This window comes from Mangrovibacterium sp., assembly GCF_059905295.1.
The window spans coordinates 1-13,020 of sequence record NZ_JBZQJF010000234.1 but is presented as its reverse complement, the minus strand read 5'-3'; the positions used below and the strand labels follow the sequence as shown (position 1 = coordinate 13,020).

Sequence of the window (13,020 nt, the reverse complement as noted above, 5' to 3'; positions counted from 1 at the left end):
GTACAGTTGCATGATCGATACGCAGGTGATTGCTTTGGTCATCGATGCAATCCGGAAGATATCATCTTTCCGGTAAGCTTGCACCTTGGCTGTACTGCGGTATCCAAAGTTTTTATAGTATACAATTTTACCATGGCGGGCGATCAGGAATATTCCACCGGGCAGCCAGTCTTTCTGCATGTATTCGTTAATCAGGCTATCAGCCAAGGCTAAGCGTTCAGAGGAAAAACCAGCCATTTCGGGAGCCGCTTCAGTAAGAGTACCGCGGTTTTCTTTTCCACAGTTGCAGGCAGCCAGCAAGAAAATAATAGAGAGGGAGAGTAGTAATTTTTTCATTTTTTGATTGAAGTTGAAATTTGGAAAGCTTAAAGGTAGCAAATCCAACCTAATTACAGGACGGTTTTAAGGGACACGAAAAGTGTTGGGTATTTGGGGCCAATTTGTATTGCAAAAGTATGAATGGGGATACCGGTTAGTAGGTGTTTGAAGTGCTATTATTTGGAAAATATGTCAAAAATTCTAATTTTAAGGTAATTTCGATTGGTGTTGGTCGTTTTTGGTCTAAAATATTTTCAAAATGACACGATTGCCTGTCGGGTAAAATAATTTGAAAAATCATTAAGCTATGCATAAAATAAGGAAAGCTTTGGGGGCTTTTAAAAATTATAACTGTTGTCAGTCGGTGCTATGCGCCTTTAGTGATGAGTTGAATATACCGGAAGATCTTTGTGCGAAATTGGGAGCAGGTTTTGGCCGCGGAATGGCTACAGGTAATATTTGTGGAGCTGTAACCGGTGCTTACATGGTATTAGGTTTAAAAAATGAAGGTGTTGAAAATAATGAAGAACTGAAACAGAAGACTAAAGAGATGATTCTTCGTTTTAATAAGCGTTTTATAGCCGCCCAGGGAAGTTTGTTGTGTAAAGAATTGTTGGGCGTTAATGTATCAACACCAAGAGGAACGCGGATAGCCCGGGAGAAAGATTTATATAATCGGTTTTGTCCGAGATTTGTCGAAAGTGCTGTCGCAATTTTAAACGATGAACTACCCCATAATGGATTATTTAAATCTGTGAGTTAACCATTTCTTTCGTATGCTGTTTCATCGTGTCTTCCTTAAATTTTGCGAATGCTGCATCTCGGGTTCCCTGACGTGATATTAGGAATATGATCAGTTATACCAGATATAGTCCGTTTTTCGATAACGGCGAAGCGGGATCCGATACTCTAAAAGGATTTCGTGTGAGGGAGAATTCTTTAAATCGATATTTAAATTTAAATCGTAGGTATAGCCAATCCTGAAGTTCGGTGAGATGTTTAACCCAGCAATCAGAGTTAATTGCTTGGTCGACCGGTAAGTTAGGCCGAGATCGAACAGTTCGGTTGGGCCTTTTACTAATCCGGTTGGCCGTTTAAAGCGGATAATTCCTGTTGTTTCCACAACAGTGAGGTTGCTCCTGTTTGATAGCTGAATTCCGGCAGTAACGTTATAAGCCTCGTGTTCGCTATTCTTATACAGGGCGTATAAATAGCGATGGTTGCTGATCAAAAACTCGTCATCAGACTTCCATAGGGCCGGTAAATGTGTTGTGGCTGCCCCTGCAATAAAATATTTTCCTTCGATTTCAAAGCCTAAAGAGGCATCCGGAGAACTGTAGTGTTCTGCCGTATAGTCCACCGCCGGATCGTCGATAATGACAGCTTCGTAATCGGCGCCATTAATCATTCGTGAGTAAAGTCCAACGGAAAGGCCCAAAGAAAGGTTGAGTTCCCGACCTAGTTTCAGCTGGTAAGCATATTGCAGCATTGGATTGAGAACCGTTGTAAGCCCGATCTTGTCGCGAAGCATGCTTATGCCAAAAGCAGAATGATATTCTTCGTAGAACCCTGAAACGTTAAGATTGCAGATTTCGGGTGCCCCTTCTATGCCGGTCCACTGGTTCCGGTAATTCGAGAAAAAATAGATAAAGCCAGGACGAGCTATCGAGGCAGGGTTGTAGTTTGCTCGATTGTACCAATGGCTGGTTGTGCCTAACTCAGTTTGTGCATAAGTTGCCTGGAAAGCACAAAATAGGATGCCGGCCAATAGGAGTGTTATCTTTTTCATAGTTGCCGGTATTTATTTCACTAATGTTATAAAGCCCTTTTTAGTAAATTCGACATCGTTGCTATCGGTATATTTCACGATGTAGAAATAGGTGTCAGGATCGGCCTGACGCCCTTTGTAATAACCGTCCCACCCAAGATTTCCTGAGTAAATCGTAATACCATGCCTGTCGAATATCAACTGGTCGAATCCGGGCATAAATAAGTCGTTTATCCCATCGTTATTTGGGGTGAAAACATTGGGTATGAATGGACTCACCGCGATACTTGTTGAGTCGGTAGTTGTGCAGCCGTATTCGTTTGCAACGGAAATAGTTACTTCTAAGGCTGTTAACTCGTTTAGATTGGAATAAGTGTAGCTATGACTGGCCTGATCCACCAGATTGCCATCACCCATGTCCCATTCAAAAGAAATAGCATCGCTGGAAATCGCATTACAATCAACAGTGTTGTTCCGAACATCGACTGTATAGGTTGAAAGTGCAAACTCGAGGGTTGGGTTCGGTTTTTCGATAACGCTGATGCTTTGTTGCTGGCTGCATCCAAAATCAGAGTATCCGGTAACCGTGTAGGTACCCCCTGATTCGATTTGAATTTCATCAGTGGTTTCCCCGGTGCTCCACAAATAACCTGTTGCTCCACTTGCAAGCAAACTGGCAGATCCCCCGGCACAAAACAAGCTGTCGCCCGATAGCTCCAAAGTCCACGCTTTGTCTTCCGTGACATTGAATGTTATGGTATCCGAAACACAACCTTCCGAAGAGTATCCCAACATCCAATAAGTACCACCGGGATCCCCAATATTGATCGATTCGTTTGTGCTACCGGTGCTCCAAAGGTAGCTGTATGCGCCGTAAGCTTTGAGCGTTGTTGTTTCACCGGGGCAATAAGTCGTATCGCCGGTAAAGCCAACTAAGGGAGGCGAAAAAGACTCTACTGTTTTTGAAATGGTATCTGTACATCCCGACGGGGGATTATAAATAATTAACTGGACGTCGTGCAAACCCGAAGTCTCAAATGGATGGACAAAACTTTCTTCGGTTGAAGTTTGTCCTTCTCCTAAATTCCACAGATAATTCAGAGTTCCTGAATTTGTTGTACTCTTATTGGTGAAGGCGACTTTGTTTGTTGAGCAGTCTTTCATTGCCCAATCAAAATCAGCCTTTGGTTCGTATTTGGCAACAACCGATGAAAGTGTTATCTGGCAGCCTGTTTCAGATTCCATAGTGCAAAAATATTTAGCACCCTCCTCGGGATCTTCAAGTAATAAATCCTGTTCATTACTGACTACGGTTGCACTGTCGGTATCCAGCCATTGGTAGGTTTCGAAACCATCCGGAGCTTCCAGAATAGCCATGTTGTCGTTGGTGCAATAGTCAACGGTGATATATAATGGCATGGCATCGGCAACAAAATAGGCATATCCGTAGTGGTAACGTCCTTTACAATCAGCCGACATAAATTCGATGGTAATTTTCTGTCCGATGTATTTTGATAGATCTGCTCCTACTGTTGTCCAATCCCGCCACATAACCGGATCTCTTGATCCGTTTGGGGTGTAGGACTGGAATCCATCTATGCTGGCTGAAGAATAAACGTCGTAGTTTGAGCAGTCCGGAATTTCATCACCGTCTGAATCATAAAGTGTGAGTTTAAAACGAGGCTCCTGGGAGGCTGTATGATCACTGGCATATTGTAAGACACAGGCAAATTTCAGCAATAAAAAAGCATTCGTCGAATCTAGGGTCATGCTATATCGTAAGCTTTGTTCCCAGCACCGGGGGTTGGAATCCGAACTGTTGATCTCACAGCCCAGGCGAGCGGAATAGGTATAGCCATCGGGAATCATTTTTAGTGCATTGCCGGTGTTCGAATCATAAGCGGATTGGTCAGAGATAATCACATGCCGGCGTGAGGTTGGTAAGCTGACTTGTGTTGGGGATGAGTTGATAGAGCTAACTTCAAGGCTTTCACGCCAGGTATAACCAGTCCATCCGTCGAAGGTTCCTTTTTCAAATCCCAGGTTCTGCTTGTTTTGTGAAACTGCGTTCAGCGAAATTCCCAACAAGAAAATAAGGATGTTGATGCGTAAATTTATCCTGTAGCAGTAGGTGTTCATAGCTAGGTGATTAACTGAGGTTTAGATGCAATTTTCAGAATGCCTGATTTGGATAATTTACCTTTCCTGAGGAAATACCTTGGTTACCCTTTTAACACATTGTCCGACATCCTTTTATATTCTAATCCCAGTAAAATATCTGTCACCCTACTTTTTAAAATTTCTTTTTAATCTGATTATTAGCAGCACGGAAAGAGGAATGGGCAAAACGATGGCATGTAAAAACCATTAAAAAAAAAGACGCAGCATCTGCCGAAGCAAATGAGCGCCTTTTTACGAGGTATTATAAAAACTAATCTTCTATCTTAATGTCCTCTCGGGGACTATCTTCGGGGATAACTCCCAGCAGTTTTTTCACCCGGTAATTAATCCGGATTGTCAACATATACATAACAGGAGAGATGATCAAGGTCAGGAACGTTGCAAAGGTCAATCCGAAGATGACGGTCCACGACATTGGTCCCCAGAAAGCAACCGTCTCACCACCAATGGTAATATCCGGATTGAATTCGCTGAACAGTTTGAAGAAGTCGAAGTTCAGACCAATGGCTAAGGGAACGAGCCCAAGCACTGTTGTAATGGCTGTTAACAATACCGGGCGCAAACGGGTTTTCCCCGCTTTAACCAGGCAGTTTATTTCGTCTTCAATACGAAGGAATGCTTTTTCGGAAAGGCCTAGCTCCTCTCGTTTACGCTGGCGAAGCAAGTCGATATAGTCGACCAGTACAATCCCGTTATTCACCACAATACCAGCCAGCGAGATGATTCCGATTCCGGTCATAATCACCACAAAGTTCATTTGGAAAATTCCTAAGCCAAGGAACACCCCAATGGTGCTGAAGAGCACTGTCGTCATGATAATTAACGGTCGGATGAACGAGTTGAATTGGGTAACCAAAATCAGGGTAATCGAGGCCAGGGCGATTAGCAAAGCCATAATCAGGAATTGGCTGCTTTCTTCCTGCTCCTGTTGTTCACCCGTAAATTTGAGCGAGTAACCACGCGGCAAATTGTAGTTGGACAAGACCTGGCGAATACGAGCGTTAATTTCATTTGCATTGTAGCCTTCCAGCACGTTTGACGAAATGGTGATTGTACGCTTGTTATTGATCCGGTTAATTTTATCGTAGGTACTTGAATATTCAAACGAAGCAACAGCCGAAATCGGGATTTCGTGTCCTTCAACCTTAATTTTTTGGTTCATCAAGGTAGAAACATCGTTGCGGTAGTTCTCCGCCAGACGAATATAAATGTCGTATTCATCTTCACCTTCTTTAAAGTCACCGGCATCGTAGCCGTAAACAGCGTTGCGCAGTGCCATGGCAATTTCGCTGGTCGAAAGCTGGTAAAGTCGTGCTTTCTCGCGGTCGATTTTCACACGCATTTCGGGCTGGTTGGTATTAATATCGAGCTTTAGGCCTTCAATTCCTTCAATCCGGTCAGCATTGATCCGGTTAATGACCTGGTCGGTGATTCGCAATAACTGGTCGAATTTATCGCCTGACACTTCAATGTTGATAGGAGCACCGACCGGAGGACCCTGCTCTTCTTTTTCCACATAAATTTTAGCACCTATAAATCCGCTCAGAGCTTTCGAAAGGTCGGCCATAACTTTGCTTGTACTAATTCCGCCTCTAAGTTTGTATTCTTCAAACGAGATAGAAATCAGCGATTTGTTTGGACTGTTCGTGCCGCTGTCAAACATACCTCCTTTACCGTTCCCAACGTTCGTCGTAACCGACTTGATAATGTGCTTATAAGGCTCGAGGGTTTTCGCTACAATTTTTTCAACCCGTTTGGTTACTTGGTCGGTTCGGTCAATAGCCGTTCCAAGCGGAAGTTCGGTGGTCACATAAACCGTTTGCGGATCAGTGGATGGAAAAAACACTACATGAGGGTTTGAAATCTTAAAATAATAACCGATAGAAAGAAGCATTAATAAAAATGTTCCTGCGAAAAATACAACCGGTTTCCATCCGGTAAGTGCAAACCTCAGTTGTCTTTCGTAGAAGTTCTCAAGCCATACAAGAAAGGTGTTTTGGAACCAGCGAGCGAGCCCCCTTAGTGCAATAGCATTCAGTATCATGAGTAGTGCTACCAGCGCAATCAGGTTAGCAAACCAATATACCCCCAGCATATAAAAAGGGATGCTTATAGCGAGAATGATTCCGGCATTTCGAAGGATCCGTTTTACATTGGCTTTTTTGTTAATGTCTTCAATCTTCATAAAGGTGGCAATAAATGGAGGTGTTAACACCAGTGCCACGAACAAAGAAGACGCTAAAACGATGATGAGGGTTTGGGGGAGAATTTTCATGAATTCACCCATAATCCCTTTCCAAAAGATAAGCGGGAAGAAAGCTGCCAAAGTTGTTAGGGTTGACGAGATAATCGGAAAAGCAATCTCGCTAACCCCGCGCTTGGTTGCTGTTAAAATGGAATAGCCTTGCGAGTGTAGACGATAAACATTTTCAACTACCACAATCGAGTTGTCGACCAGCATCCCCAAGGCCAAAATCAAGCTAAACAGAACCATGTTGTTCATGGTAATGCCCATCTGCTGTAAAATGATGAAGGATAAAAACATGGACAGCGGGATGGATAAACCCGAAAACAGGGCGTTGCGGAATCCAAGGAACAGGAATAATACGAAAATTACGAGAATCATCCCCAGGATGATGCTGTTCTCCAGGTTGGCAATTTGGTTGCGGATATAAAATGAATTATCGTCGGTGATGCTGACATCCAAATTGGCCGGTAAGTAACCGTTATCCTGGTACTCTTTGATAAGCTTGCGTACATTCTCTGTTGCCGACAAGATGTTCTGCCCGCTTTTCTTGGTTATTGAAAGGGTAACAACCGGCTTTTCCCCGAGACGAGAAATTGTCGATCGTTCTTTGTAGCCATCGACTACCGTAGCAACATCGCGGATGTAGGTTGGTTTGCCATCGTTTACTTTTATGATGGTGTTTGCAATCTGATCCATGCTGGTGTAGTCGGCCTGCACACGAATCACCCGCCGGGTTTCCTGCGCTGTAAATTCCCCTGCGCCCATGGTTAGGTTTTCGGCTCGAATTGCCGTGGCTATATCCTGAAAAGTCATTCCGCTGGCTTCCAGTTTATAGGGATCTACATTGATCTGAATTTCCCGTTCGTCGACACCCTTCAGCTTAGCTTCCGATATTTCGTTGAGGCCTTCGAATTCGTCCTGCAAGGTTTCGGCAAATTTCCGAAGTTCCCGCAAACTGAAGTCACCGCTTAGGTTAACATTCATGATTGGAAATTCTGAAAAGTCCAGATCCTGGACAAGCGGATCACTGTCCAGGTCGTCCGGCAGTTCGGTTGCCGCCTTATCTACCCGGTCTTTAGTATCCTGAAGGGCGACTTTTGTATCAACATCAGTGTTAAACTCAACGATGATGACGCTGACATCCTGGTAGGAAGCTGAGGATACTTTTTTAACACCTTGCATCCCTTTCAATTCTTTCTCAATCGGGCGGGTGATAAAGTTTTCAATGTCAACCGGCGAGTTTCCCGGATAAACTGTTTGTACAAAAATGTAGGGGATGACAACCTCGGGGTAAAGCTCCCGGGGCATTTGCTGGTACGAAAACATACCGAAGAAAACCAGTAAAACCGTCAGAATGTAAACTGTAGTTTTATTCTTGATGGCCAGGTAAGTCGGTTTAAACTTCCGGTGTATGTTTTGTGAGTTATCGTTCTTTTTTTCGTTTCCCATGATGGTCTCTTGTTTATACTTTTAAAGAAACTACTGGTTTAGAATTTAATCGGGCTACCATCAACAACCTGGTCAAAACCTTCTGAAATGACTTGCATACCAGGCTCGATTCCTTTGCTGATTTCAGTCATGTTGTTGTTTGAAACCCCTGTTTCAAGGTAGATTTTCTTGGCTTTTTTAATTTCAGTAGAATTATCAACGATGAAGGTGTACTGTCCCCGGAAGTCGTGCTTGATCAGAAGTGAAGGAATGACAATCGCCGAGTCGGCAACATAGTCCCTGATTCTCAAAACAGAATTCATATTTGGTTTGATTAATCCGTCCGGATTAGACAGGTTGATCCGTATGCGGAATGTCCGGTTGTTTGGGTCGATATAGTTTCCGATTTGCTCGATTGTGCCGTTCATTTTTCGGTTAATGGCCGGGAACTCGATAAATACTTCTTCTCCTTTGTTTACTTTGGTCAGGTATGTTTCAGCAATATCGCCGTAAATTTTTATTTTGCTGATGTTGATTACTTTGGCGAAAGGAATTTGTGCCCCGGCAATTTCTCCTTTTTTCTGGTAGATAACATCCACCGTTCCGTCAACGGGAGCTTTCACCTCGGTCATGTCCTTTTGTGCCTGTAGACTTTCCAGTCGGCGTTCCTGCGATTCCATATTGGTTTTGGCTTGCAGGTATTGCATTTCCGATCCGATTTTCTGATCCCAAAGGTTTTGTTGGCGCTCAAATGTTGTTTTGGCAAGTTCTAAACTGATTTTTGCTTCCGCAATATTTTGATCAAGCATTTCGGTGTTCAGCGTTGCCAGCACTGTTCCTTTAGTAACCTGTTGGCCTTCTTTCACCAAAATTTCTCGAATAATTCCGGATCCCTCAGGACTCACATTGACCTCTTGATCGGCTTCAACTTTACCGGTTACTTCGATGAAGTGTTCAAAAAGCTGGGGCTGAGTAGGTGAAACTTTTACGTTAATGAAGTCAATCTTTTTTAAAGCATCCAGTTCATCTTCAAGCTTGGTGATTTTTACCTCCAGCTTCTCGCGTTGTTTTTTATATTCGGCCAGCTGTTTGCGCTTAGCTTCGGGGCTGTCGTCTGTTGTTCCTGAACAGGAAGCCAAGAACAGGCTGATAGCGATAATGAAAAGTAGGTTAATCTTTTTCATGGTGTGAGTTGTATTTGTTTTCATGCTATTTCCCAATTGCTTTGTCGTAATTGATTTTTGCGGTGAATAACTGCATTGCTGAGTTCACCCAGTTTGATTGAGCGGTGATAAACTGGCTTTCTGTGACAGCCAGGTCCGAGCTCGAAATAATCCCGTTGTTGTATTTAATTTTCGATTTGTCGTAAATCCGCTTGGCGAGTTCCTTGTTGTCGGTTGTATTGTTGAATTGATCGACAGCACTTTCCAGATCGGCAACAGCTGTCAGGTAATCCTTTTGTAAGCTTTGTACAGCCTGTAATTGATCGTTCTCCGCTTTTTGCAATTCAATACGAGCCTGTTTTACTTTGGCCGCTTTATTTCCTGCCGAGAAGATAGGAACACTGAGGTTCAGTCCCCACATCGAAGAGGGGTACCAGGAATTGGAACTTTTGAAGAGATTCCAGCTGTTTCCGTAGGCTGTTTTGTTCCAGTTGAAGAAAGCACTTAGTCGGGGGAGGTACGCAGACTGCTCCAGTTTCAGAAGTTTAACCTGGCTCTGTCGCTGCGAATCCAAAATCCGATAATCGATATGGCTGGAATAGTCGAAAACGCTGTTATCTTCTTTTTTAAACAAAAGCGGAGCGATGAAATCGTCGAGCTTATCTGTCAATTTAATCGGGCTGTTTACATCAACACCCATGGTGTATTTCAAAACCATTTCTGTCACCCGAATTTCGCGTTCTGCTTTAATGATTTGATTCTCCGAATTTTGAACGATCAATTTAAGCTGGTCAACATCCTGTTCTTCAACAAAACCATTTTCGAACATCGCTTTGGTGTCGGAGTATTGTTTTTGGTTGTTTGCCAGGTTTTCCTGCAGAACCGAAAGATTTCGACGGGCAATTAAAGCGCCGTAATAAGCTTGTTCTACTGCATGGCGGATCTCGATTTCACTTTTTTCTTTTGCCTGAGTCGCCAGTTCCAGATAAAGTTTTGCGGAACCGACACCTACAATATACGAACCGTCAAACAAGAGTTGGTCGACAGAGAAGCCGTATTCTGAGTTGTATTTCTGGCCGAACGAAACTTCATAATATTCGCCGGCATTTCCGCCAACAAATTCAGCAGGAATCAGCGAAACCGGTAAGTTCAGGTAATTGGTATAGCTCCCCGACCCCGAAACCTGTGGCAATCCGGTAGCAATGGTTTCCCATACCTTCTTGCGGGCAGCATCTACGTCGAGCGAGCTGTTTTGAATTGTGTACGAATGCTTCGATGCATAAGCTTTCGCTTCGTCAAGCGAAAACTGCAAGCTGTCTTGTCCGAAGACACTTGCTGCGTCTATGAGCATGAACACAATTAAAATTGTTTGTCGAACTCTAATTTTCATTCTAAAGGTTATTTAATTGTTGTTTGTAATATTCAATCCCTGAAGGCGTGCAAATGGCATGTAGATGGTAATCCAGTATTTTGTCAAAAATTCCCATGCTCAAACATTCTTTTTCCGAGAAAATGTCATTCTCCGGATTGAAGATGAGCAAGCTTCGGCCAATCGACATGCGGGCAACAAAATCATTGTCCAGATCCTGTCGGAAGAGACCCTCTTTTTGTCCTTTTTCGAGAAGGGAGATCTCAATTTCGTAGATTAGCTTCCGTTTGTAGTCTTGTAGTTTACTATGAATTTTGGGGTAAAGGCGTTTCAGATCGTAGTCGAGGTTGTTTTGTACAAGCTCAAAAACATCAGCGATCTTTTCTCTAAAGTGAAATAATTGGTCTATTGCATTTAAGTCTGGTGATTCGCACAAACGAAGGTTTGGATTCGATATAATGAAATGGTCGGTGAATGCGTTAACCAACTCTTTTTTGTCTTTGTAAAAACTATAGATTGTTTTCTTTGAAACGGCTGCCTCTTTGGCAATTTCGTCCATTGTAATACTTCGGATGCCATGTTTAAAGAATAGCTGTGCAGCCGTGTCCAATATATATTTTTTCTTTTCCGTTGTCATGGCTGCAAAACTAAGATTTTTTCCAATATGGAAACTTTGAAAACGAATAAAGTTTCCTTTGTTTTCGTTAATTTTTTATTTCAACAGAGATATGCCTGCTTATTAGGCACAAATGTAGCCTTAGGCTTTCATTTCGCAGGAAGCTAATCGGTTAGTGACGAAATAAGTCGAGGAGTGTCGAATAGGGGTGGGCGGCTAGTTATTTTCGTCGGCTAAAGCCTGTAAAAACAAAGCTGCAATTTTTAAATCCGAAGGTTGTGTAATCTTAATGTTCTCGGGGTTTCCGTCAACCAGATTAATGGGCAGGCCCATGGCTTCGCAAACCGAAGCATCGTCGGTAAACAAGGGGGATTCATCTTGCTTAAATGCCTCTTTTATGATGGCCAGCTGAAAGGTTTGAGGTGTCTGCACTAAGCGATATTGGCTGCGGTCGGCATGCTTACTTCCTTCGCTGTTAATTTGCCTGATTGATTCGATAACGGGAACAACCGGTAGGGCGTTTCCTTTGGCTATTGCTGTTTGCTCGCAATTGCGAATGGTGGTAGCGGAAACTAAGGGACGTACACCGTCGTGAATAAATACAATACCTGTATCAGGAAGTGAATCCAGCCCGTTTTTTACCGATTGGAAACGGCTGGTCCCTCCGCTAACTAATGTGTGCGGAATGCTGAAATTATGATTTCTACAGAGTTCCTGCCAATAATCGAATTGAGCAACAGGAAGAACAAGAGTGATTTTGATTGCGGCGTTGTAGTTGACAAAGCGCTCTATGGTGTGCATTAAAATAGGTTTACCATTCAGGTTCAAAAACTGTTTGGGAACCTCGCTACCCATCCGGGTACCGCTTCCTCCTGCTACTATTAATGCAAACTTTTCCATGTGCTCAATGTTGAAAACAAAAATAGCAATACATTTATAAATCGATTCGTTCGCGATTTATTAATTCTGAAATGATAAAACCATGCAAGCAGTACTCCAGTTTTTAAGCGGTTTAAAAGAGAATAATAGTAAAGAGTGGTTTAACGACCACCGGAAGGAATATGAAGAGGCCAAAGAGCAGATGCTTTTTCTGACCGATATCCTGATCCAGGAAATCCGGCGTTTTGATGAGGATATTCCTGCCTTGAGTGCTAAGGATTGCTTATTCCGCATTTTCAGGGATGTGCGTTTTTCGAAGGATAAAAGCCCGTATAAAACCAATATGGGGAGCTTTATTGCCCCGGGAGGGCGAAAAAGTGACTTTGGAGGCTACTATATTCATTTGGAGCCAGGATCTTCTTTTGTTGGAGGAGGAATTTGGTGCCCGGAACCTGATGTGTTGCGAGCCATTCGTCTGGAAATTTACGAGTCGCCCGACAGTTTTAAAGAGGTCCTTTATGATGATGATTTCAAACAGTACTTCACCGATATCATGGGTGAAAAGCTGAAAACTGCTCCTAAAGGCTTTGATAAGGAATTTGCGGATATTGATTTACTTCGTCCGAAATCGTATGCTTTTGGCCATTCGTTGAGCGACGATCAGGTGCTGGGAGAAGATTTGATTGAAGATGCGGTTGATATGTTTAGACAATTAAGTCATATGAACAGGTTCCTGAATGAGGCGATAAAAAGACGTAAATAAGGGAAAATTTGAAAATAGAAAATGTTCGTTCGTATAGCGGATTTGCAAAAACAGGGGGGTAAAAGTAGTCGTTCGTTAAGTTGTTTTGAAAAAGGGGTTACTATTTGGGGAACCTCGGAATTAACTTATAGATTAGTTTCTTCCCACAACCCATTTTCATAGAAAAAGCCGGAAAGATTTTTTTTCCGGCTTTTTTATTTTTGTTTGGAAAGTGATTATTTCACCTCACCATTTTTAATCAACCATTCGGCAATTTGTACAGCATTTAATGCAGCGCCTTTTTTAAT

The 13,020-nt window shown here is 42.8% G+C and carries 10 protein-coding genes; 2 read left to right on the top strand and 8 right to left on the bottom strand.

The genetic code is table 11. The annotated features are described in order from the left end of the window. On the bottom strand, positions 1-336 hold a 336-nt coding region (locus AC37HE_RS12335), incomplete at its 3' end, for a serine hydrolase domain-containing protein (protein ID WP_500783147.1). Between the two features lie 289 nt (positions 337-625). On the opposite strand from AC37HE_RS12335, the gene AC37HE_RS12330 reads away from it, so the two are divergent. Continuing rightward, on the top strand, positions 626-1,081 hold the full coding sequence (locus AC37HE_RS12330; RefSeq protein ID WP_500783146.1) for a C-GCAxxG-C-C family protein: 456 nt from the start codon (positions 626-628) through the stop codon (positions 1,079-1,081). A 90-nt stretch (positions 1,082-1,171) separates the two neighbouring features. Here the strand turns inward: AC37HE_RS12330 and AC37HE_RS12325 are convergent, their stop codons facing one another. From AC37HE_RS12325 to AC37HE_RS12295, 7 genes are all read right to left on the bottom strand, one after another. Further along, the gene (locus tag AC37HE_RS12325; RefSeq protein ID WP_500783145.1) at positions 1,172-2,107 is read right to left on the bottom strand and encodes a PorP/SprF family type IX secretion system membrane protein; all 936 of its coding nucleotides are present in this window, start codon (positions 2,105-2,107) and stop codon (positions 1,172-1,174) included. A gap of 12 nt (positions 2,108-2,119) precedes the next feature. After that, positions 2,120-4,225 (bottom strand): PKD domain-containing protein, encoded by a 2,106-nt coding sequence (locus tag AC37HE_RS12320; protein ID WP_500783144.1) that lies wholly within the window; start codon positions 4,223-4,225, stop codon positions 2,120-2,122. A gap of 292 nt (positions 4,226-4,517) precedes the next feature. After that, positions 4,518-7,964, bottom strand: a complete 3,447-nt coding sequence (locus tag AC37HE_RS12315; protein WP_500783143.1) for an efflux RND transporter permease subunit — start codon at positions 7,962-7,964, stop codon at positions 4,518-4,520. Positions 7,965-8,002: 38 nt separating this feature from the next. Next, positions 8,003-9,151 (bottom strand): efflux RND transporter periplasmic adaptor subunit, encoded by a 1,149-nt coding sequence (locus AC37HE_RS12310; RefSeq protein ID WP_500783142.1) that lies wholly within the window; start codon positions 9,149-9,151, stop codon positions 8,003-8,005. 1 nt (position 9,152) lies between these two features. After that, positions 9,153-10,496, bottom strand: coding sequence for a TolC family protein (locus AC37HE_RS12305; protein ID WP_500783141.1), 1,344 nt, complete (start codon positions 10,494-10,496; stop codon positions 9,153-9,155). A 1-nt stretch (position 10,497) separates the two neighbouring features. Then, positions 10,498-11,112 (bottom strand): TetR/AcrR family transcriptional regulator, encoded by a 615-nt coding sequence (locus AC37HE_RS12300; RefSeq protein ID WP_500783140.1) that lies wholly within the window; start codon positions 11,110-11,112, stop codon positions 10,498-10,500. A gap of 195 nt (positions 11,113-11,307) precedes the next feature. Next, a complete protein-coding gene (locus tag AC37HE_RS12295) occupies positions 11,308-11,991 on the bottom strand; it encodes a 2-C-methyl-D-erythritol 4-phosphate cytidylyltransferase (RefSeq protein WP_500783139.1) in 684 nt (227 codons plus the stop codon). 82 nt (positions 11,992-12,073) lie between these two features. Between AC37HE_RS12295 and AC37HE_RS12290 the strand changes: the two genes are divergently transcribed. Continuing rightward, positions 12,074-12,733 (top strand): DUF2461 domain-containing protein, encoded by a 660-nt coding sequence (locus AC37HE_RS12290; protein ID WP_500783138.1) that lies wholly within the window; start codon positions 12,074-12,076, stop codon positions 12,731-12,733. Positions 12,734-13,020: the final 287 nt, after the last annotated feature.

Coding starts and splice junctions, on each gene's coding strand:
- AC37HE_RS12330 (WP_500783146.1), top strand. CDS start 626: ATGCATAAAATAAGGAAAGCTTTGGGGGCTTTTAAAAATTATAACTGT.
- AC37HE_RS12325 (WP_500783145.1), bottom strand. CDS start 2,107: ATGAAAAAGATAACACTCCTATTGGCCGGCATCCTATTTTGTGCTTTC.
- AC37HE_RS12320 (WP_500783144.1), bottom strand. CDS start 4,225: ATGAACACCTACTGCTACAGGATAAATTTACGCATCAACATCCTTATT.
- AC37HE_RS12315 (WP_500783143.1), bottom strand. CDS start 7,964: ATGGGAAACGAAAAAAAGAACGATAACTCACAAAACATACACCGGAAG.
- AC37HE_RS12310 (WP_500783142.1), bottom strand. CDS start 9,151: ATGAAAACAAATACAACTCACACCATGAAAAAGATTAACCTACTTTTC.
- AC37HE_RS12305 (WP_500783141.1), bottom strand. CDS start 10,496: ATGAAAATTAGAGTTCGACAAACAATTTTAATTGTGTTCATGCTCATA.
- AC37HE_RS12300 (WP_500783140.1), bottom strand. CDS start 11,112: ATGACAACGGAAAAGAAAAAATATATATTGGACACGGCTGCACAGCTA.
- AC37HE_RS12295 (WP_500783139.1), bottom strand. CDS start 11,991: ATGGAAAAGTTTGCATTAATAGTAGCAGGAGGAAGCGGTACCCGGATG.
- AC37HE_RS12290 (WP_500783138.1), top strand. CDS start 12,074: ATGCAAGCAGTACTCCAGTTTTTAAGCGGTTTAAAAGAGAATAATAGT.